Genomic DNA, 22,742 nt, shown 5'->3' on the forward strand with positions numbered 1-22,742 from the left:
TATAAAGTATTCCTCATCTTATTTCTTTAAATAGCTACTCATAATTTGATAATCATGTTCTAAAGCTTGTCGAGCATTGATTTCCATTTGACGGTAATGCTGTAAGACTTTCTGGCCCAAAGCTGTAACGGCTGCCCCACCGCCATGTGTTCCGCCTGTTTGAGTTTCAACTAAAGCTGTTTCAAAGCACTGGTTCATCGTATCGACCAACTGCCATGCACGGCGGTAGCTCATATTCATAGATTTTGCAGCTTGTGAGATCGAACCCGTTTTCTCAATTGCTTCAAGTAAGTCTGCCTTACCCGGACCGAACGCAATGCTCTGCTCTAAAAGAATTCTAATTTGTAATTTTAAGTTTTGTTCTTTCATAGACTTAGTTCACAAAAGTTTATTTTATGCTCGCTAACATTATAGGGAAGTTTAACAAGCTAAGACATATACAAATTTAAATCTCGATTAGCTCTTAAAAAGAGTCTTATTAAAAAATCAAAACTGCACAAAGTGGATAAAGATCTGGAAAAAACGGATAGAGGCCAAAGTCTAATCGCGGTTCAATCAGTTAAAAGCTGATTGATTGGAGGATTGAGCAATGACCTCATCTAATTTAAAACAATGGAATGATTTTATAGATGGATGTATCGACTTCCGTCCTAACGAAGGCGTGTTTCGTATTGCACGAAATATGTTTACCGAGCCTGAGCTATTTGACTTGGAAATGGAACTTATTTTTGAAAAGGTTTGGATTTATGCATGTCACGAAAGTGAGATTCCAAATAATCATGATTTCCTAACAGTTCAAATTGGTCGTCAACCGATTATTGTGAGCCGTGATGGTAAAGGCGAACTACATGCCATGGTTAATGCTTGTGAACACCGCGGTGCGACCTTAACACGCGTTGCTAAAGGCAATCAGTCTACATTTACCTGTCCCTTCCATGCTTGGTGCTATAAGTCAGATGGTCGTTTGGTGAAAGTCAAAGCACCTAGCGAATATTGTGAAGATTTTGATAAATCAAGCCGTGGCTTAAAACAAGGTCGTATTGCCAGCTACCGTGGTTTCGTATTTGTCAGCCTTGATACTCAAGCAACAGATTCTCTTGAAGACTTTTTGGGCGATGCAAAACTGTTCCTTGATTTAATGGTTAACCAGTCGCCAACAGGTGAACTCGAAGTATTACAAGGCAAGTCATCTTATACCTTTGCAGGTAACTGGAAGCTGCAAAATGAAAATGGCTTAGATGGCTACCATGTCAGCACAGTTCACTATAACTATGTCTCTACAGTTCAACACCGTCAACAAGTCAATGCATCAAAAGGTGAAGAACTCGATACGCTTGACTACAGCAAGTTAGGTGCCGGTGACTCAGAAACTGACGATGGTTGGTTCAGCTTCAAAAATGGCCATAGCGTATTGTTTAGTGATATGCCGAATCCAACAGTTCGTCCGGGTTACAGCACAGTTATGCCGTATATGGTCGAAAAATATGGCGACAAATATGCTGAGTGGGCAATGCATCGTTTAAGAAACTTAAACTTGTACCCTAGCCTATTCTTTATGGACCAAATTAGTTCTCAGCTTCGTATTGTTCGCCCTGTGGCATGGAATAAAACTGAAGTCATTAGTCAATGTATTGGCGTTAAAGGTGAATCTGCAGAAGCGCGCCGTAACCGTATTCGCCAGTTCGAGGATTTCTTTAATGTATCGGGCCTTGGTACACCGGACGATTTAGTTGAATTCCGTGAACAGCAAAAAGGTTTTCAGGCACGGCTGGAACGTTGGAGCGATATTTCGCGTGGTTGTCAATCTTGGGAATATGGCGCGACCAAAAACTCACAAGACTTAGGCATTCAACCCGTCATTACTGGCCGTGAGTTTACCCATGAAGGACTCTATGTAAATCAACATGGGCACTGGCAACGTCTAATGCTCGACGGCTTAAACAAGAAAGCCTTGAAAATGCAGGATATTACTTTTGAAAACAATACTGTAATGGATGAGGTGTAACCATGTCACAAGAACTATATTTTGCTGTATCTCAGTTTTTGTACAAAAAAGCAGAGCTTTGTGATGCTTATGACTGGGATGCCTATCTAGAGCTTTACGATGAAGATAGTGAATATCATATTCCACAGTGGATTGATGACCATAACTATGTTCAAGATCCAAATCAGGGCTTGTCTTATATTTATTATGCAGACCGCACTGGACTCGAAGACCGTGTATTCCGTATTCGTACAGGAAAAGCAGCCTCGGCAACACCTTTACCACGTACTTTGCACAGCATAAATAACATTCGAGTTAAAACACTGGATGATGGATTAATTGAAGCAAAAGTTGCATGGCAAACGCTTTATAACCGTCAAGGTTTAGAAGGCTGTTTTTACGGACACGCTACTTATCTTTTACGCCAAACAGCAGATGGTTTCCGCATTCGTCGTCAGCATAGCATTTTGCTGAATGACAAAATTGATTCCGTTTTAGACTTCTATCACGTTTAAGGGGAATGAAAATGGGACATTCAGTTGCACTTAACTTTGCCGATGGCAAAACCTTTTTCATTTCGGTAAATAACGATGAATTGCTGCTTGATGCAGCGGTTCGCCAAGGAATTAACCTCCCGCTAGACTGCCGTGAAGGTGTTTGTGGTACCTGTCAGGGACAGTGTGAAACTGGAATTTATGAACAAGAATATGTCGATGAAGATGCATTAAGTGAACGTGATTTGGCTGAGCGAAAAATGTTAGCCTGCCAAACACGAGTGAAATCAGATGCAGCTTTTTATTTCGATCATAATTCTGCTATCTGTAACGCTGGTGATACCTTAAAAATTGAAACCAAAGTGACTGCGGTTGAGCTGGTTTCTGAAACAACAGCAATCTTACATCTTGATGCGAGCAGTCATGCTGAACAGCTTCAGTTTTTGCCGGGTCAATATGCTCGTTTGCAAATTCCAGATACTGAAGACTGGCGCTCTTATTCTTTTGCAAATAGACCAAACGCAACCAATCAATTGCAATTCTTGATTCGTCTCTTGCCAGACGGTGTTATGAGTAATTACCTACGTGATCGTTGTCAGGTTGGACAAAGCCTACTTATTGAAGCGCCGCTTGGTAGTTTTTATTTACGTGAAGTAGAGCGACCACTGGTTTTTGTGGCAGGTGGAACTGGTTTATCAGCTTTCTTGGGAATGCTTGATAACTTAGTTGATCAACCTAACTCACCTGCAGTTCAGTTGTACTACGGCGTAAATAGTGAAACCGACTTGTGTGAACAACAGCGTTTACATGCCTATGCAGAACAGCTACCCAACTTTAGTTATCACCCGATTGTGACTAAGGCAACGGAAGCTTGGCAAGGTAAAGCTGGTTATATCCATGAGCACTTAAATAAGGATCAACTGGCTGAACAGGCTTTTGATATGTATTTATGTGGCCCACCACCAATGATTGAAGCTGTGAAAAATTGGTTGGATGAGCAAGCTCTGCAAAACTACCGTATTTACAGCGAGAAGTTTTTACAGAGCAATACATCACGTTGAAGTATAAAATAATTTAAAAACCACTAAACCTGAAATCATTCAATATACTCTTATAAGGGGTATATTGAATTTTTGCATTTAAATTAAAAGTTTTTATATATCAATAATATAAAATAATTAATTCCGACAAAATAAATTGACCAGTTCGCTCGGATTTGCTATAAATTTTGATGGATCTTAAGGAATAAGATCATGATGAGATTAACTTATAGCACCTTTTATATCCCCCTATTCTATTTCTCGAATTTACTAAATTGATGGACAAAATCCGATGTAAAAATTTGAGAAAATCACATTAACTAGCGGTTAAATTGGTCTGTATTTTGCTTATATCTCATTGTAATTTGCGAGTAACTTAATTTTTTAAGTGCCGTATTTACTTGCTGTGCAGCGAAGTTTTAAAGCTTTCGCAATACAAGTAAATACAGGAGTGAGCCAAAAGGGATAAATATGAACCAAGCCAACTCCCCAGAACTCAGTGGGCGTCATTTTCAAAATGAGTCTATCTTTACCAATCATAATCTGGTGTTTGATCACCACGATTTAAGCGAAACTTGCCGAAATGTAGGCCAAATTTTTAAACCGCATGATCTTAAAATCTCTCAGCAGAAGCGAGATTTCAGTGCAACCATGCACCATGTTAAAACAGGCGCATTGTCTATTAGTCGCTTGGAATATGGCGCGGATGTCATTATTGAACCAGATCATCTGGATAACTTTTACCTAATTCAAATTCCAACTCAAGGCTACGCAGAAATCGAGTTTGGTTCACAAAAGTTTATTTCTTATTCTCAAGTTGCTTCGCTTATTTCTCCACAGCAATCTTTACGCATGCGCTGGCATGCGAACTCACCACAGCTCATTCTAAAAGTTTCAAAGGATGATTTTACGTATCATTGCCGTCAGCATATTGCTGATTCAGAAAATAACTTACTCGTTTTCGACCCAAAATTAGACTTTTCTACACAAAGTGGAGCCTATTTTTTACAGCTCGTTAGAACCTTGATGGATGCTTTAGCCTGTGATCAACACCCGCTTCATCATCCTTTAGCCTTTAAACAATTTGAGTCAAATTTGTTTAATGCACTTATTTATGGTCAACCCAATAATGCGTTGCATAAAATAGACCAGCATAAAGAAAAAACAGTCTCTCCTTATTTCGTAAAGCGCACAGAAGCCTATATTAAAGAACATTTACATGAGCCGCTTAATGTCGAAATTTTGGCTGAACATGCAGGCGTGAGTGTGAGAACGCTATTTACCGGTTTTAAAAATTATTTGGGGACAACCCCAATGTCTTATTTAAAAGAGTTACGCTTTGAGCAAGCCCATTTAGAGCTGATGCACAATGAAAATCTATCGGTCACAGACGTTGCATTTAAATGGGGATTTAGCCATTTAGGCCGTTTTTCTCAAGAATATAAACGCCGTTATGGTGAGTTACCTTCGTCTACTCGCCGATCTGGTCACAGTGAAGGCTTAATTACTTCAACTTTTTCTTAAACTAAAATAGATAAAAGCCTTTTATATTTTTGATATAAAAGGCTTTTTTATGAATTAAAAATGATGGACATAACGAACTTGTAGTCGTGTTCCCTCTGGTCGATTTTCAGCATCTTGCTCAAAATAAGCATTTGCAACCAAGTGATCATTTTTAGAAAAACTATACATCGCACCCAGACCAATCGCCCAGACTTGTTCACGTCGGCCTTTGACTTTTTCACCATCAACTTCGGTGTCCGTGACTTGTTTTAGCCAATAACCATTTAGTCCTAAGCGGAACTGTTCAGTAATGGCATAGTCTGTTGCGAAGTTTGCATGAATTGCTTGCCCTGCCTGCATATCATTTGCTCCAGCAAATGCATAGCTTGGGTCATCATTTTTAAAGTTATAGAGGTAATGGATACGTGTGGATGCGGTCCATTTAGGATTAAACCAATACGTTGCAGCCCAATAAGGGTCAAATGAAACAGCGTTATTACTGGGGTTAATATCTTTTTGCCGATCGTATTCGCCCGTAGGTAAATTCACCTGAAACTCAAAACGATGTACAAACTTCGGTCCTTGTGCACCCATGACTGGATCGAACTGAATAAAAGGTCCGATCATAATGTCCCCAAAGCCGCTTTGGGCCTTAATGGCAGCATTATTCAAGCCATCATCCATGTCCATTTTACTGACAAAAGGAATTAAAAAATTCATACCTAGACTGGCTTTATCTTTTACTCGGACATTCGATAAATAACTAATCTGCTCAACCAGTACTTGATAATTTAAATCTGTTTTAGGTAAACCTAATTTTTGTCCATTGGCATCAATCAGTTTATTGCTATCGTAATTTTGAAAGTAGGTTTGAGCATACCAGCCAGGCCCTGCGGGTAAACCACCATCGAGAAAGCTGGTCATACCTAAGTTTACGGTCGGTAAATCATAGGCATGTGTAACCCATGGCAAACCCAACAATGTCCCTGCTAAAAATCCATGCTTAATTAAAGTGCTTTTCATCTTCTTATTTCCTATAAAAAATCACGACCGGATTGATCGTGATTGTGGTGAATTAATGTGCTAATTCTGGATGCTCTGCGGCAATCCGATACTTTCCTGCGTGGAATACCAATGGTTCACCTTGGCGTTGTTGGTATTGTTCAATTTGACCAATAAAAATCAGGTGATCTCCACCTTCATACTGATTTACATTGCGGCAAACCAAGGTTGCGAGTGCATCGGATAAAATTGGAACGCCTGCATTGCATTGTTGATGTGCAATGCCTGCAAATTTGTCTTCAGCACCTCGAGCGAAATGTCCCGAAAGCTGATGATGCTCCTGCGCCAACATGTGAATGGCAAAATATTCTGCTTCAACAAAATCAGACAAACTTGGCGCTGTTTTTGAAAGGCTCCACAAAATTAATGGTGGGTCTAAAGACAGCGACGAAAATGAATTGGCGGTCATTCCTATTTTTCGACCATCTTTACCACGAGTTGTAATCACGGTAACGCCAGTTGCAAACTGACCAAGTAAATTACGGATTTCTCTTGGATTTTCAGCATTAATCTCTTGTAAAGCTAAAGTTTCAATTGTGTCCATTTTTAATTCTCCCTTTGATATTTTGACCTTAAGCCACTTTTGCTGCGGTTTTTGAGGCCAAGAATGCTTGAGCTTGATCTGCATCAAACCACCAAGGGGCAAAAGAGCACGGGTCATCAAAGTTATTGGCCATAATTGAAGCAATGCTCTGGTTTTGGCTTGCGGCTGCTAATAGTTCAACAACATGAGGCTGTGGTGGCAATAATAGGCTATTCGTCCAAGCCACGACTTTTTCTGCATAGGCCCAATAACGCTCAAAGGTTTGAACCATCCATTGTTCGCTAAAACTTTGATTATCATTGGCTAAAATGGCATCGAAATAGATTTTGCTACACTTAGCAGCATTGTTTGAGCCCTGACCTGTAATCGGATCATTCACCACTAAGGCATCTGCCATCCCAAAAATTTTCTTGCCAGACGGTAATGTCAAAACGGGTTTACGTACGGTCGGTGGGAAACGTCCAGCCAAATATCCGCCTGCATCGGTCAACTCAACATTTGTGCAACGTTCATATTCCCAAGGCACAAATTTCTTGAGTAAATTCAAACTGCATTGCAGATGCTGTTCGGGTGTTTTGACATCTTGCCAGCAGTCCATTGGACCGTTTGGAATACCTTCAAACACCATGATGTCGCAAGGCCCATTAACGGTAAGTGCTGGAAATGAAAAGTATTCGCCGACTTCAGGAATAATGTTAAAAGTCACACGTGAATAAGGTGAAATTGGCTTCATGTTTTTGACGTAGGTCAAAGCCAAAGCGCGTTGAGGCTTATCAAAAACACTGCGCACATCATCACGTTCAAACTGTTTAACGACTTCACCTTTACCAGCCGCGAGTAATACAAGCTCGTAGTCGTTTGCGAGTTGTTCTAACTCTTCTATTCCAACATCCTGAATTACCAATCGACCGCCACGGCGTTCAAATTCTTCCATCCAATATGGCATTTTGACGCGTTGATCGACCGATTGAGCGTAACGCTCAAGACGAGCACTCCATTCAAATGCTTTACCACCATTTTCAGGATTGACTAAAGCCAGCCCAATGCCTTCTACTGCTGGGCATTGTTCTTCCCAAAAATTCAGTCCCAAGTCACGTTCAGTTTGTAAAGCGGTATGAAACATACACTGGCTTGACATGACTTTACCTTGGCGGATTTCATTGGCAGTTCGGTTGGTGATCATTGTCACGTCATAGCCTGTATCTAATAAGCCTAAACCAAGTTGTAAACCAGACTGTCCTGCTCCAACAATTGCGATACGGCGCATAATCTTCTCCATAATTTTCTAAATGTGCTTTTAAAACGCTGTGCTATTCGGCTAAACGTGGAATAGCGGGCTGTGATCCTTCAGGGCCCATCACTGAATATCCGCCATCGACCGCATAATCTGCTCCGGTGACAAAACTCGCAGCGGGTGACACTAAAAACAAAACCACGTTGGCGACTTCTTCGGGATGACCCAATCGGCCTAGCAAGTGATAATCGGCTGCCACGCTATCGGCTTTTTCACGGTTATTACCACTGACTTCTGCAATGACACGTGACCATATCCAACCCGGTGAAACGGAGTTGACGCGAATACCATCGGCAGCAAAATCCATTGCCATGCTTTGTGTGAGTTGACGTATCGCGGCTTTAGACACGGGATATAGCCAGCGCCCTGTTTGTGCCACTTTGGCCGAGATTGAAGTAAAATTAACGATTGAACCTTGCTGCTTTTTTAGGTCATGGTATAAAGCACGGCTCAGCTCAACTGTAGAGACCAAATTAATATCTAGTGCTTGTAACCAGTCCTGACGTGAAGATTTAAAACCATCATCTAAATAGGTACATGCCAAATTCACCAAGTAACTCACTTCACCTAAATGTTGATGAATATCTGCCACAGCTTGTTGAATAGCCGCATCGCTGGTTAAATCGGTTTGAATAAACATCACGTCATGGTTAAAGCTTTCTGCAATCGCTTTGCCTTTGGCATCGATATCTAAGATAGCGACATGAGCACCAGCACATACCAAAGCTTGTACAACAGCTTTACCAATGAGTGTTGCGCCGCCGCTCACCACAGCGACTTTTCCTTTTAAATCTATATTCATTGCAAATACTCCTTAATTGACTGGCTTGCCTTCACTACTTGACCAAGATGGCATCAACGTATTTGAAGGAAGATCTTCATCAAGAAGTTTTCGTGCTGTCTCGACACCTGCAACTGGTAAGCCTGTCGGATCTAATAAACCAATTTGAACGAGTACCGACGCTTGGTCCCAGTAAATATGCTCATGGCATAACTTTGAACCTCTGAACTGAATTACACCTAACATTGGAATTTCGACGTATTTACCAGTCGGTTTTACACCAGGTAATAACCAGTCAATTTCAGCGTCGTGGGTAAAGCTCATAATGAACTCGTCTACCACTTGCGTTGAGCCAACCGTACGAGAGATCGAAGTGATCTTCATATCTTTCGGGTTTTGATGAACAAAGTGATATTGATAAAAACGAGCAAGCTGGCTTTGACCCACACCACCAGTTAAAGTTGGAATATGGTTGACATAAGGTTCTGCGACCATCGTTGCCAAGGTTGCTGGGACATCACGCGTATCGAACTCATGCCGAATATGCTCTTCCCATAGTGCAACTAGGTCATATTTCGGCCCAATCGTTTCATGCAGAGCTGTTACTGTACGCTCGTGGGCAAAGCGCGCTGAAGGTTTGTGATAATGATTGCTTTTTGGGCGTGCAAAAGCATGATCAACACTTTCGTAAACATAGGCTTGTACATTTGAATATTGGTTGGCTGCATTGACAATCGCTTGCCTCGCATCTGGCGGTGTAAATTGGTCCAGTTCTGCAATATGTAAAACCAAACGCCCCTTTACGTTGGCTAACTCATCTAAGGCTTTTTCAATGCCTACACCGTAATAACCTACGGCACATGCCACTTCAGAAAGTCGACAGCCTGCAAGATATGCAAGCTTTCCTCCTAAACAATAGCCCACTACGCCGAGACCTGTAGAGGTGTCACATTCTGGTCGAGTCTTTAAAAAAGCTAAGCTGTCCTGAATGTCTTCAACCCCAAGATTTTCATCATATTGCTGATAAAGCTCGAAAGCCTTTTGAAAATCTTCTGGTGTGTAACCCAGTTCTATATTAGGTGCTACACGCCAAAATAAATCAGAAACTAAAACGGTATAGCCTTCTTCTGCAAGAAATTCTGCTTTTTCTCGCATGGCCGCATTCACCCCAAAGATTTCCTGACAAAGCACCACTCCAGGTCCTTTTCCTGTTTCTGGTGTCGCTAGATATGCACTGAACTGCTTTCCAGATGCTGTTTTAATTTGAACGGTTTGACCAGCCATAGTGTCAACTCCTGACATTGTTATGGCTTTATCTTCTATCCGAATATTTTTTTAGGCTGTCCAAAAGCTGCAAGCACTATCCAATCTCTGCGCAATTATCAAAATCAATAAAAATGGATAAAACACTAAAAATAATAAAACTAATAAATTTCATAACTTTAAATTAAAAAATTAAATTAATACTTTTTATCTAATTTGGAAAAAATGGATGAAGATTAGGACTTATTGGATAGTGACGATTGGCTAAAAATAGTTCAATCAAGTCATGTAATTCGTTTGATTACATAAAAAAAGCCCAGTCATTTTCTAAATTAAGGCGTTTTATTTATGCATCGACCATGGCCAATTTATGGACAACAAAAAACGTTAATGCTCATCAATATTTTATGTTGTAGTGCATTTTCTACTCAGGCTTATTCAGCGGATGAAGAATGGAAATTTACATCAAAAAATGCATATATAGACAGAAACTATGACAATCCAGATGTAAAAGACACAGGTAGCTGGTCACAATCAGTTTCTCTATTTTACAACTCAAATATGCATGATACGCCGTTAGAAATTGGTGGAACCCCAATTCAAATTGGCGCAAATGCTTCAGCACAATATGCGGTTCGTTTAAGCCAAGATAAACATGTTGCAGATACGGTATTACCTTTTGATAAAGCCACGCAATCACAAGCACCTGATTATCTAAAATATGGCGCGACCTTAAAGTTAGGCTATAACAAGACACTACTCAGCATTGGTGAACTATGGCTGGATTTACCCGTAACCACAGTAGATGCAAGTCGGCAACTCCTGACGTCTTATTGGGGAGCTAATCTTAAGAGCCAGCTAAACGATAAGCTTTTCGCAGAAATTGGCCGTATTGAAAAAGTATCACCGCGAAATGAAGAAGACTTTCATCGATTTTCTTTTACTTCAAAAGGTGTGACTGGTTACTCCGATGGACTTAACTACATAGATCTTCGCTATCAATTTACGCCTACGTTGAAGGGTGAATATTACTTTGGAAATATGGAGGATTTATATAACAAACATTATGTCGGCATTGACCACCTATGGAAAAATTCTAATTTTTCAGTTAATTCAAAATTCAAATATTTCAATGCCAAAGATAATGGACACCTTTTTGACATCGATGCGCAAAATGTAGGTTTATTAGAAACGCTCAAAATAAAAAATCACAGCTTTGGTTTGGGTTATCAACAAATTATTGGCGAGTCTGCCTACCCACTACCTGATGGTTTCTTGCCTGAAACTTATTTCATTAACTGGAATACGACTGGTTTCTTCAAACAAGATGAAAAGTCTTATCACTTCATTTATGGCTATGACTTTAAAGATCATGTGCCGGGCCTAAATACCACTTTGAAGTATGTATACGGCGATCACTTCAAAACAGCAGATGGCTTAAAAAACAAAGAAAGTGAAGCAAACGTTATTGTCAATTATGCCCTTCAACAGCCTTTTCTCAAAGGTTTAGCTCTTCAGTACATCTTCATCAATTACGACGTTAAGCATGGAAACGATTTCTCAGAAAACCGTTTCTTCGTCAATTACAGCAAAAAATTTTAATGAATAAGGAATACCTATGAAAACGATAGATGCAAACACGATTATCAATCGCGAAAAACTGTCTCCATTACAGTGGATGGTTTTTATCCTAGGCTTTTTTGTCTTCTTCTGTGATGGTCTAGATACAGGAATTATTGGTTTTGTTGCTCCAGCATTGCTCGATGATTGGGGAATTACCAAGCCTCAGCTTGCTCCAGTTTTAAGTGCTGCTTTAGTCGGTATGTCGATTGGTGCAATTATTTCTGGGCCTCTATCCGATAAGTTTGGCCGTAAAGGCGTTATTGTTGTTACAAGCCTTTTATTTTCCATATTTACGATTTTGTGTGGCTTTGCTAATTCAACCCAAGACTTAATGATTTATCGCTTTATTACAGGTGTTGGTTTAGGTGCAGCCATGCCAAACATCAGTACGATTGTTTCTGAGTATATGCCTGTAAAACGTAAAGCATTCCTTACAGGCCTTGCTGGCTGTGGTTTTATGCTGGGTATTTCTTGTGGCGGTGTCCTGTCAGCTTATCTGTTAGAAAGCTATGGCTGGGCCAAAGTGATTATTATTGGCGGAAGCATTCCCTTAATTTTAGTGGTTGCTTTGTTGTTTAAATTACCTGAATCAACTCAATACTTAATCACACGTCATCAACAAGACAAAGCACAGCGTATATTAGAGAATATTCAAGGTCATTCTTTTCAAGAGCCGGTAAAACTTGTTTTAACTCAAGCTGAAACTGCATCAGATGAAAATCCGGTTAAAGTGGTTTTAGGAAAATATCTGTGGGGTTCAAGCATGCTTTGGCTTTGCTGCTTTACCAGTCTTTTGGTGTTCTATCTTTTAACAAGCTGGATGCCAACGATTTTAAAAACAGCAGGTTTTAGTACTCAACAGTTTAGTTTAATTGCTGCGATTTTCCCTTTTGGTGGTGTGATTGGCGCAACCATTATGGGGTGGTATATGGATAAACTGAATCCAACCACAGTCATTAAATATTCATATCTGATTGCCTTCGGCCTATTCATTGTTGCAGGTCTAGTAAGCTCAAATATTTTATTATTAGGTCTTACTATTTTCTTAATTGGTGCATTACTCGCAGGCGCTCAATCTTCATTACTGCCACTTGCAGCTATGTTCTATCCAGCAGTGTGTCGTGCAGTTGGTGTTTCATGGATGCATGGTATTGGTCGTATCGGTGCAATTTTAGGCGCTTTCTTTGGCTCGCTCATTTTCACTTTTAACTTAAGCTTAAGCGGTATTTTCTTTATTCTCGCACTACCAACCTTCATCTCATTTATTGCACTTAGCCTGAAAGTGATTTATGAGAAATCTAAAAACAAACAAGTGTTAAAGCTAGAAGAAAGTCTATAAATATCAATCGATAAATAAAAAAACTGATTTAGGCAACTAAATCAGTTTTTTTAATGGGAAAATTAAATATCAGAAAATTTTGCCTTTGGTCTCACTTGGATTTTCACCAAACTCTTCACGATATTCTTGAGAAAAACGACTTAAATGGTTAAAGCCCCAGTCATACGCAAGCTTTGAAATAGAAACCTTTCTATCTGCACCTGTGGTACTCAGGATTTTGTAAATTTGTTGGAGGCGATATTTTTTTAAATATGACATTGGACTGGTGCCGTAGTATTGTTGAAATTCATCATACAATTTTGATTTTGAAACCCCAGCCAAACGCTGCAAATCTTCTGCACAGATTTCCTCGTGCGCATGTTCAATAATAAAATTACGAACCTTACGTATATAAGCTGGCTCATCTTGATGTGACAGCGACTTTAAGGCTTCCGAGTAGTTGTTTTCTTGAGATAATAGTAAGGCTTTAATTACAAAATTTTCATAGTCTTCAGATAACATCTGCAAACCATAAAAATTGCTATATTGCGATTTTAGCTGTAAAAAATTTTGAATATTCTTCCACCATGCACCAATCAGTTGCTCAGAGTCCAAATGCATTTCAGGATTAAAAATAATAGGTACTTCTACGGGTTTATTGAGTAGATCTGCAAGGACAATCTGCATACTTCGCTCAGGAATAACCACCTGAAATTTTCTACAATCTTTATCAATAATCAAATCTTGCTGATCGTTATTAGAAACAATAAGGCCTCTGTTTTCATCAGATTGATAATGAGCACCACGAATGTTGAGAGCTTGTCGACCTTGTATAGGCAAACTAATGCTATAAGCTTTTAAATTTGAGATGTTGATGGCAACATTTGCACCATAACTGATTGTTCCGATCGCCATTTTTTTATTAGGCAAACGCATTCCGTCATAGTGAAAATCGAGAGTGTCTTTGTAAATTGTATCTAGACGGTGTTCACCACAAATTGTGGACATCAAATTCTGCGCAAATTCAGCTTTGCGTGAATAATGATTGAGTTCCATCTGTTGGCTGAGTGATATCATATCCTTTTCACCTAGCTAAATAACTTATTGCTTAAAAAGCAACTTGTATGCCAATTAATATCCTTTAATTGACGAGTTTTCGTGAAAAATATCGAATCAAGAAAGAGAGTAAAGATTACTTTCTCATACTCTATTAAATTTTAAAAATAGAAATAAGTTAAATACCTTTAAAGTATAATTTCATACTTTAATAAACTTATTTTATTAGATTTTTTATAAAGAAATAGAGTAGAGATAAATCATTATTTTGAACAGCAGACTATCATAAATTTTTAATGAATAAAAAAACCGCCTATTTTAAATAAGCGGCTTTTATAAAATACTTAAATTATTGAGCGGTGTAACCACCATCCATAACAACAGCTTGGCCGGTTACCCCACCTGCTTTGCTACTCGCAAGGAAAATCGCATAGTGAGCAATTTCTTCAACAGAGAGCAAACGCTTTTGAGGAACCATTGCCAAAATCACATCTTCAAGTGCGCTGTCTAAACTTACATTACGGGTTCTAGCCAAATCTGCAATTTGCCCACGAACCAACGGTGTATCTACATAACCCGGGCATAGAGCATTTACCGTAATACCATCGCGTGCACATTCTAATGCCGCAACTTTTGTTAGGCCAATTACGCCGTGTTTAGCACTGTTATAACCTGCCTTTCCAGCGAAACCAATCAAGCCATTAATTGAGGCCATATTAATAATACGACCATATTTTTGAGCTTTCATAATTGGAAAAACATGTTTAATACCAATAAACGCCCCAGTTAACATGACTTGAACTAACTTTTGAAAAACAGCAATTGGAAACTCTTCAATAGGTGCAACATGTTGGAAACCAGCATTATTAATTAAGATATCAACCGTACCAAAAGTCTTTTGAGTAAGCTCAATGGCTTGTTTATAAGCATCTTCATCGGTTACATCACATGGTGCAGATAATGCATCAAAACCTTGCTCTTTAAGTGAGTTCGCTGTTTCTTGGCACTTTTCGGCATTCATATCAGAAATGACAACTTTGGCACCTTCTTGAGCAAATTTCTTAGCAATCTCTAGACCGATACCACTTGCAGAACCTGTAATAAAAGCGACCTTACCGTCTAAAAGTTTTGTCATTTATTTACTCCTTAATACTTATAACGCGCTGATTTAAACAATACCCGTTACGGTAAAGACTGTAATCACCACAAATACCGCTAACGTTTTAATTACCGTAACCGCAAAAATATCTTTATACGATTGTTTATGGGTTAACCCAGTAACAGCCAGTAAAGTAATAACAGCACCATTATGCGGAAGTGTATCCATACCGCCTGACGCCATCGCAACCACACGGTGCATGACTTCTGGTGGAATACCCGCAGCTAAAATCGCGGCGTTATATTGTTCAGCCATCGCACTTAAAGCGATACTCATACCGCCTGAAGCTGAACCGGTAATACCTGCTAAAACGGTTGTCGTTACGGCCCCATTTACTAATGGATTTGTAAAGGTACTGCTCATTGCATGGCTAATCAGAGCAAAGCCCGGTAATGACGCAATAATTGCACCGAACCCATACTCAGAAGCCGTATTCATCACTGCTAAAAGTGAGCCTCCAATACTGGCATTAATGCCCTCTTTGAAGTTCGTCACTACACGTTGATAATCAAATAAAATTGCAGAAATAATTCCAACAATCAGCGCAAGACCCACTGCCCAGATCGCACCAGTTTTTGCAACATCTACGGTGTAATCCGCTAATCCAACTGCGGCAAAATCAAAACCATTTGGATACCACTCTTTGATTGCTTTAGACAAATATTTGTTCATTACAGCAACAAGAATAAGAGGTACAAAAGCTAAAAACTGACGCGCCGTACTTCCGTTATTTTGTAAGTTCATATCGGCTTCAATTTCTTGAGGCTGTGTATTGTCTGCGCCAAAACCAGAGTACCCTTCGCCTGCTTTTGCAGCAGCTCGGCGACGCCATTCTAAGTAAGCCAAACCCATGCATAAAACAAAAATAGCGCCAATAATTCCTAGAAATGGTGCAGCATAAATATTGGTGCCAAAGAATGTAGTTGGAATTACGTTTTGAATTTGTGGCGTACCCGGCAATGCATCCATAGTAAATGTAAATGCACCAAGCGCGATAGTTCCCGGAATTAAACGTTTTGGAATATTAGCTTGTCTAAAAAGCTGGTTTGCAAAAGGATAAATGGCAAATACAGCAACAAATAAACTTACACCGCTATATGTTAAAATTGCACCTAACAATACAACGGTTAAAATTGCTTTTTTTGCTCCAATCCATCTCACAATGGTTCGTGCAATAGACTCAGCAATTCCTGACATTTCAACGACTTTACCGAAAATTGCTCCGAGTAAAAATACAAGAAAGTAATCTTTAATAAAGTTCACCATTTTGGGCATAAATACACCCGAATAAAATGGTAAGACATTGGCTGGGTTAATGAGTAAAACAGCGAGTAAGGCACAAATTGGTGCCATGAGAATGACTGAAAAACCCTTGTAAGCTGTATACATCAACAGCCCAAGCGAAAGTAGAATTACAAATAATTCCCACATATATTCCTTCTCCCTAAAGAATAGATATTAGGTTCAATAAAATTACCAAAAGATATTTAGGTTATCCCAAACCTATAATGATAAAAATCACAATATCCATGTGTGGTAAGAGGTAAATGAGCTTAAAAATAAAATATCACTAAAATATTTAAAAACAATGTAATTTATTTAAATTTTAAAATATACATATAATACAAATATTTAAGTTGGTTTGTTGGTAAAATTTTATTATTTAAAAGCTATTATTATTTTATAAAACTTATTAATTGTTGAGCAAATTAAATTAATACCCAACATATTATTTAATAAAGATAATTAAATAATATGTTTTTTAAAATAATTTGATAAATATTTTCTTGGCTTAGATTAATATCTATTAGTAAGTAAGAAAAACCCACTTAATGACGAGTGGGTTTAATTAAAATCTAATATTGCTTGTTTGCTTTAGATAAAAGATCTTACTTTCTTATTTCATTCGAGTTAGTCTTAAATTAAAGTCGGATGGAAGTAAAATGCGATATTCTATCTCTGCCCCTGATTTGACTTCTGTTTCTTGGGAAGTTGCAATATTTGGACACATTCCGCCACCAGTTTCTAATCTAAAGATATAATATTTAGGCTCAAGATAAATGGTAGCTATTTCGTTTGAGCGAATTGAGAATGCTTTTTCGTTATTTACATAAATATCATGAGTACAGCCAGATCCTAGAAAACCTTTATCTCTTAAGAATGTAACTTTTGCTTGTTCAGGAGTCTGTTTCTTTAAGTAGTTCTGATTGTACACTCTCTCATTAGGTATTGGTTTCGCTGTATTCGAAACAACTGGAGCTGTTGAACACCCAAATAAACCAAGAACTAATCCTAAAAAAATAATTTTTTTCATGAAATTATCCATTTTAATAATGTGTAAAATTTAACATCTTAGAAAACGAAAAACCATCAAAAGGTTTTTTCAATTGTTATTACAATTTTTTTAATCCTGACTTACTCTTTATTTTCTGAATGGCCGCCCTACCAATGCGACGAGTACAATGATTATCTGCAACTCCAACTACAGGAATAGGTCCATCAGCGATCGTTACTCGACACCACAAACCTGCTTTTGAAACCTTAAGATCTGGTGCATTTGGATACTGAATCCTTTTTTTAAGCAATATCAGTAAAAACTTGTATATGATTGACAGTTACTTGTCTTACCCAATCTAAAGTGATTGCCATTAGACTAAAACTAGTCGGCTTCTTTCTCTTCCACCCTATAAATTTCTCCATAAAAAAACCACTCAGATGGGAGTGGTTTTTCCTTTTAAAATCGTTCTTAACTCGCATTTCCACAAATATCAGTGGTACCTGTTGGATACGTAAACTGCATATTTGCTTTATTAGTAATTAACTGGACTGAAACAGTTTTACCTAGAAATTTAGAATTAGGATTTGGGGATTGTATCCCCGCCCCTTTAAATCCAATACTTTTTAAAGAGTTTTCAGTAAGTAAGTTAAGGTATCCATAATTTGTACCATTGATGATATATCCCATTTGTTTACTAACCTGATTAAAATAAAGCCCAACTCTAACTTTGCCATCTGTTGGCACAGTAACAGGGATTACCTTTCGATCAAGCTCCTTTGCAACTACTGAACCAGAACTATCTCTTCTAGTACTTGCTCCCGTGAGTGTCACATAACTTCCATCAGCATAATTTGCATCTTTATTAATTAACCCATAACCAAGATCTAAACTAATTTCATTTTTTAAATTAGAAGCTCCTAATATATTGAAGGCTAGCTGTTGAATTTCATGGCTATCTCCTAATGTGATGTTTTTAATATTTAAAACATCAAATATAAACTCTGCTGCTATAATATTTGTTCCTCCTACTGATTTATCAACTAAAGTAGTCTGAATAGAAGGTAGACTTATCATTTTACCCGAAGTTACAACTTGGTCAGCTGGTGTACTTCCTATATAACCAATTGTTGCCGTACCTTTTTGCTCAGCAATACTAATTGGAGACATTAATTTAATCGACCTTCCTCCTGCTGCATTTGCCGCATCGATTTGAGCCTGAGTTGCATTAAAACTATAAGTACAGGCAGCATAAGTATTTACTGAAATTCCACTGCCGATTAATAAACCCAAAATAATTTTATTCATGTAATCTTCCTTTTTATTTGCGCAAACAGTATAACTAAGCATATAAAAAGATTGATTAAAAACTGATAAACGGTAACTTTTAATTCTTTAAAAAATTTCTATTATGTAATTTCAATATTTAATTTCTACTACAATAATATGAACGATATAAATTAATATATAGATTAGCACTGCTAATACACCGCCGATTACTAGCGCGATCTCCATTGAATTAGAAGGATTATTTTCTGGTTTTCTAGCAAAAATTACAGGATATTTCGCATTCTTAATTTTTTCTTCAGCAATTCGATAATGCTTTTTACCTATTCTTATAAAAATAAGGATACAAATAATAGGTAAAATAAATGATGAGTAATAAATTAATGAATCTAAAGCTAATTTGTTATTGATTGCATCATCACATTTATAAAAATACTTTTGATCTTCTTTACTTAATTTACTGATTTTTTCAGGAGTAATTTGACTAAAATCAAAATTATTACGACAATCAGTTATAAATACATCTTTGGCATCTCTAGAACTACTTGACCCACTACTTGTATGCCGCATATGTACTGTTGTATAAGACATATATACTATTAGAAAATAAAAAAACGATTTTATTAGATTAAAAATAATTGGCAACTTAAATCTTACTTAACTTAAATTTGCAACTTGTACTGATGATACTGAGTCTTATCATACTTTTGCTAACAACACAGATGTGCTCTGTTGGGAAAATTTACTGAAGTAGTTGATAAGTTAAGTAACCTAAAAGCTTTGAGCATCTATATGTATACGCAAGTTTCGCGCAGCTTCAACCTTTATTCTAGATAATAAGAAACCCACTTGATGAGTGGGTTAAATCAATCAAAATTTGAGTTTAAATAGCTTCTATAACGATATACTTTCCTTCATAGAATAGGCCGTCGGTGCTTGTTTCTTTTAATTTGCAATAAATGGCAATCGAATGTATAAGTTTTTGATTTTCCTCACTAGGAATATGAGTAAACCCAGATAAAAAATTTGAATTGTTATTTTCTAATTTCCAAGAAGTACCTTTGTTATCATGCCATTTACTATTTGGATATTTAGAATCTAACCATTCAATGCATTGCTTCATTGTTGAAAAATTTTTTGTTTCCTCTTTTTCAATTTTCGATGCGGCACTTACCGAGGCTCCAAACGTTAAGAATAAAGCTCCAATTAATGTTGTTCTCATGAAATTACCCTTTATTATTAATAAATAAAATTTAAAGGTTTAAGATATAAAAAAAATATCCTTAGATGGATTAGTTTTTAGGAAGAGTTTTGTTAATTTTAGCACTTGTGTTTTGATCAAATTTTAATAATTTGAAACTTTCACAGTTAGCAAAAATACAAAATAGAAGAGCAACTATCAAAATTCCGGCTATCTTATTCATTCAATTTTACCTGAGAAATTTTAATTATTTTTTAATCAAGTAATGGTATACGAAAATATTATCAAAATCTTAATTATTAAAAATCTACCACAATTCATTACAAAAGTTGTTTGTAATTCTTACCTCACTTTTCTACATCTCTTAACATTAATACCACTTATGGATTAAAATACTAAGATACAAAAAAGCACCCTAAGGTGCTTTTTAATTTAAAGAAATATCAAATGCTTAATGAAAGTTACTGACTTTGTTTAGAAAGCTCGACAATCAGTTTCTTTTCGTAGTCATTGAGCACGTTGTCAATATTCTCAACCCACTTTGACTCGTTCGCTACTTGAGCTGATCTAGTTACCTTACTATAGATTTTAAATGGCGGACGGTTAGGGTGTTTAGCATCTAAAATCTCGGTATCAATTTCAGAATGAATTTTTATTGAAGCAAATCCAGGTTGGAACCACGACCAAAATTTATTAATTTTAATATTGAGTATCAGATCAGCATTAGCTTCATTATTGGTATTATTATCGAGAACTTTATATCCAGACTGTTGCAATGCTTGAGAAACACGTTTATCAACCAAATGCGATACAGTCTCATCCTTTAAAAGGATATCCCCTAAAGCTTTTCCATAACCATTTCTTTTACGGGCAACAGCTCGAGCTTTTTCTTCTGCTGTAGCATGAGATTGCTCACCTTTTAAAGATGGAATATCAGCAGATGCAGGCTTGTCTTGAAATTTTCGATCATCTTCAACATTGACTATAATCGATTTGCCTTGTGCTACTATTTCTTGAGATTGATTTAGTTTTTGGCCTTGGGGTATTTCAATTAGACCTCTTGAAGTTGCACATCCCACTAAACTTAAAGCAATTAAAGTAGTAGCCAATACTTTCTTCACGGTTTTTACCTTTTGTTATAAAGTTCACTTAATTTAACAAAATAGTTACTAAATGTCACATAAAGAAATATATCGTTTGAAAATTTATCAATATTAGAATAATTTTAAAGTGTGAATAGCAGAGGTAGAGTTACATTGAAACGAACATATTTCCCATTTATTTTATAAGGTTTCAACCTGGCCAACTGAACAGCAGCAATAGATTTTTTATCAAGACTTGGTAGCCCAGAGCTTCGATTTAAAACAACATCCGTAATTACTCCCCACTCATCAGCTTTAACATCTAAAATTACAAGTCTATTTCGTCCTGCAAGCTCTGCACTTGAAGTAGTGAGTGATGGAGCTTTTACCCAATAAACTTTAAAAGTTTCAGGAACTCTATAGTAAGAATTTTCTGAATCAATTTTTTGTGGAATTTTAAGAGCTAAATTACTATTTAAACTTTCTATAGATTTACTCGCACATCCCAATAAAATAAACAATAAGCTAGTTAAAATAATTTTTTTCATAATGTATGCAATTTAATAATTAGTAAAATTTAAAAGTTCAAGAAACATACTATAGCTATGTAGCCCTAAAGCTAATTGTTAGGTTTCTTGCTCTTTCTCTAATATGGGTATTTTCAGGTAAAATAAATGGGGTAGACTTTTTAATCGCTTGTTCAATACTTAATTTAAATTCTTTAGATACCTCATTCAAAAATACTATTTGATCTATCTCACCATTATCTGTTAATAAAACTTTAACACTTGCGCTTGTTCCTTGTGAGTTAGGAGGAACATTCCAAGCTTTTAAAATTTTTAGTTGGTATGACTTTTTATATTTTTCTGCATCACTTGAGGAGAATGTAGATAGAGGAAAATAATAAGTAATAGTTTTACGAATAGGATAAGGTTTTCCATTAACATTTAATGGAAAAAATTTTGCACCTTTACGGAACTCATCAAGCACAAAGTTATCTAATTTCATCAGCCCACTACTTTTTTGAATTTCTGCTCTAATTATAGTTCCATTCACATTAGCTTCTGTAAAAATAGATACTGATCTATTCTTCCCATTTAGATTTTCATTATTTACTTTTATTTCTGGATAAACCTCAAATTCAGGCTCTCTCGATGCTTGTAATTCAAATGGTTGTACAAATCTGACTGGATAGAAAACCCCATTTTCCTGATATGGCGAAAATCTAGCGTTTTCCACTGCATTTATTAACTTTAAATCTAAACTCCTAATCCCACTACTTTGTATCAATTTAACAGCTGTAATTTTACCACTTATATTAGTTTCTGCTGCTATTACAATATTTCTATCATATCCTTGTAGCTCATCATTACTGATGCTAATACTTGGGGATTTAATCCACTTAACCTTTTGATATTGTAAATCTTTAAAACTTTCAGGTTTTTGTGCATACGTATTTAATTCAAAGCAGAATAAAAAGCTTAAGATAAATTTTATTAAAGTTTTCATAATGAATTTCAGTTAATCCTAATTAATAATCAGCTAATAGAATGATTCCATAGTAAACTTCTATCAATAAATACCCCTGTTACATAGATTGCATTCAATTTAGAACAACAAAATATGATTAATTACATCATGAGACTTATGAAAGATTTAGAAAATTAAATAACTATTTTTTAGTACGGTGAATTAAATAATGAATAAGAGAACCCAGTTGGAGTGTTATTACTAAAGCAATAAAACTAGAAAAGATGCTAGTAATATCATTATTTT

Annotated in this window: 22 protein-coding genes; 6 read left to right on the plus strand and 16 right to left on the minus strand. The window is 36.8% G+C overall.

Features of this window, described 5'->3' with window-relative positions:
- Positions 1-18 precede the first annotated feature (18 nt).
- Positions 19-369, minus strand: coding sequence for a LysR family transcriptional regulator (locus AAC388_RS09125; RefSeq protein WP_342370486.1), 351 nt, complete (start codon positions 367-369; stop codon positions 19-21).
- A gap of 220 nt (positions 370-589) precedes the next feature.
- On the opposite strand from AAC388_RS09125, the gene antA reads away from it, so the two are divergent.
- From antA to AAC388_RS09145, 4 genes are all read left to right on the plus strand, one after another.
- Entirely contained in the window at positions 590-2,005 is a 1,416-nt protein-coding gene (gene antA / locus AAC388_RS09130; RefSeq protein ID WP_342370487.1) for an anthranilate 1,2-dioxygenase large subunit, read from the plus strand.
- Between the two features lie 2 nt (positions 2,006-2,007).
- Positions 2,008-2,499: an anthranilate 1,2-dioxygenase small subunit gene (gene antB / locus AAC388_RS09135; protein WP_100290068.1), complete on the plus strand. Its 492-nt coding sequence runs from the start codon at positions 2,008-2,010 to the stop codon at positions 2,497-2,499.
- Positions 2,500-2,504: 5 nt separating this feature from the next.
- Positions 2,505-3,539, plus strand: a complete 1,035-nt coding sequence (gene antC / locus AAC388_RS09140) for an anthranilate 1,2-dioxygenase electron transfer component AntC (protein ID WP_342370488.1) — start codon at positions 2,505-2,507, stop codon at positions 3,537-3,539.
- 450 nt (positions 3,540-3,989) lie between these two features.
- Positions 3,990-5,042 carry an AraC family transcriptional regulator gene (locus AAC388_RS09145; protein WP_078220804.1) on the plus strand — a complete coding sequence of 351 codons (1,053 nt, stop codon included), beginning with the start codon at positions 3,990-3,992 and terminating at the stop codon, positions 5,040-5,042.
- Between the two features lie 54 nt (positions 5,043-5,096).
- Here the strand turns inward: AAC388_RS09145 and AAC388_RS09150 are convergent, their stop codons facing one another.
- Genes AAC388_RS09150 through AAC388_RS09170 form a run of 5 tightly spaced genes read right to left on the minus strand, consistent with a single transcriptional unit; the run spans position 5,097 to position 9,986 of the window.
- Positions 5,097-6,044, minus strand: a complete 948-nt coding sequence (locus AAC388_RS09150) for a transporter (protein WP_342370489.1) — start codon at positions 6,042-6,044, stop codon at positions 5,097-5,099.
- A gap of 52 nt (positions 6,045-6,096) precedes the next feature.
- Positions 6,097-6,627, minus strand: coding sequence for a flavin reductase family protein (locus AAC388_RS09155; protein ID WP_342370490.1), 531 nt, complete (start codon positions 6,625-6,627; stop codon positions 6,097-6,099).
- A 28-nt stretch (positions 6,628-6,655) separates the two neighbouring features.
- Positions 6,656-7,894, minus strand: coding sequence for a styrene monooxygenase/indole monooxygenase family protein (locus AAC388_RS09160; RefSeq protein ID WP_342370491.1), 1,239 nt, complete (start codon positions 7,892-7,894; stop codon positions 6,656-6,658).
- 43 nt (positions 7,895-7,937) lie between these two features.
- On the minus strand, positions 7,938-8,723 hold the full coding sequence (locus AAC388_RS09165) for an SDR family oxidoreductase (RefSeq protein WP_342370492.1): 786 nt from the start codon (positions 8,721-8,723) through the stop codon (positions 7,938-7,940).
- Positions 8,724-8,735: 12 nt separating this feature from the next.
- Positions 8,736-9,986, minus strand: a complete 1,251-nt coding sequence (locus AAC388_RS09170; protein WP_342370493.1) for a dienelactone hydrolase family protein — start codon at positions 9,984-9,986, stop codon at positions 8,736-8,738.
- Positions 9,987-10,313: 327 nt separating this feature from the next.
- Here AAC388_RS09170 and AAC388_RS09175 point away from each other — a divergent pair, with 327 nt between their 5' ends.
- Together AAC388_RS09175 and AAC388_RS09180 are read left to right on the plus strand one after the other, a co-directional pair.
- Positions 10,314-11,567: an OprD family outer membrane porin gene (locus AAC388_RS09175; protein WP_342370494.1), complete on the plus strand. Its 1,254-nt coding sequence runs from the start codon at positions 10,314-10,316 to the stop codon at positions 11,565-11,567.
- Between the two features lie 16 nt (positions 11,568-11,583).
- Entirely contained in the window at positions 11,584-12,927 is a 1,344-nt protein-coding gene (locus tag AAC388_RS09180; protein WP_108010508.1) for an MFS transporter, read from the plus strand.
- 69 nt (positions 12,928-12,996) lie between these two features.
- On the opposite strand, the gene AAC388_RS09185 is transcribed toward AAC388_RS09180, so the two are convergent.
- From AAC388_RS09185 to AAC388_RS09230, 10 genes are all read right to left on the minus strand, one after another.
- On the minus strand, positions 12,997-13,983 hold the full coding sequence (locus tag AAC388_RS09185) for an AraC family transcriptional regulator (protein WP_032006173.1): 987 nt from the start codon (positions 13,981-13,983) through the stop codon (positions 12,997-12,999).
- A gap of 328 nt (positions 13,984-14,311) precedes the next feature.
- Positions 14,312-15,097 carry a 3-hydroxybutyrate dehydrogenase gene (locus AAC388_RS09190; protein ID WP_342370495.1) on the minus strand — a complete coding sequence of 262 codons (786 nt, stop codon included), beginning with the start codon at positions 15,095-15,097 and terminating at the stop codon, positions 14,312-14,314.
- Positions 15,098-15,130: 33 nt separating this feature from the next.
- The gene (locus tag AAC388_RS09195; protein WP_057076942.1) at positions 15,131-16,552 is read right to left on the minus strand and encodes a GntP family permease; all 1,422 of its coding nucleotides are present in this window, start codon (positions 16,550-16,552) and stop codon (positions 15,131-15,133) included.
- A 466-nt stretch (positions 16,553-17,018) separates the two neighbouring features.
- Positions 17,019-17,435, minus strand: a complete 417-nt coding sequence (locus tag AAC388_RS09200) for a hypothetical protein (RefSeq protein WP_064784148.1) — start codon at positions 17,433-17,435, stop codon at positions 17,019-17,021.
- 432 nt (positions 17,436-17,867) lie between these two features.
- Positions 17,868-18,704 (minus strand): DUF4882 family protein, encoded by an 837-nt coding sequence (locus tag AAC388_RS09205; RefSeq protein ID WP_098713190.1) that lies wholly within the window; start codon positions 18,702-18,704, stop codon positions 17,868-17,870.
- Positions 18,705-18,815: 111 nt separating this feature from the next.
- A complete protein-coding gene (locus AAC388_RS09210) occupies positions 18,816-19,328 on the minus strand; it encodes a hypothetical protein (protein ID WP_064784145.1) in 513 nt (170 codons plus the stop codon).
- Positions 19,329-19,566: 238 nt separating this feature from the next.
- The gene (locus AAC388_RS09215; RefSeq protein WP_069030449.1) at positions 19,567-19,905 is read right to left on the minus strand and encodes a hypothetical protein; all 339 of its coding nucleotides are present in this window, start codon (positions 19,903-19,905) and stop codon (positions 19,567-19,569) included.
- A 440-nt stretch (positions 19,906-20,345) separates the two neighbouring features.
- Entirely contained in the window at positions 20,346-21,005 is a 660-nt protein-coding gene (locus tag AAC388_RS09220) for a YajG family lipoprotein (protein WP_064784143.1), read from the minus strand.
- Positions 21,006-21,109: 104 nt separating this feature from the next.
- Positions 21,110-21,514 (minus strand): energy transducer TonB, encoded by a 405-nt coding sequence (locus tag AAC388_RS09225; RefSeq protein ID WP_064784142.1) that lies wholly within the window; start codon positions 21,512-21,514, stop codon positions 21,110-21,112.
- Positions 21,515-21,569: 55 nt separating this feature from the next.
- Positions 21,570-22,475 (minus strand): TonB family protein, encoded by a 906-nt coding sequence (locus AAC388_RS09230; protein ID WP_342370496.1) that lies wholly within the window; start codon positions 22,473-22,475, stop codon positions 21,570-21,572.
- Between the last annotated feature and the right edge of the window lie 267 nt (positions 22,476-22,742).

Origin of the sequence: Acinetobacter sp. D009 (assembly GCF_038562025.1) — a bacterium.
Classification (GTDB): domain Bacteria; phylum Pseudomonadota; class Gammaproteobacteria; order Pseudomonadales; family Moraxellaceae; genus Acinetobacter; species Acinetobacter pittii.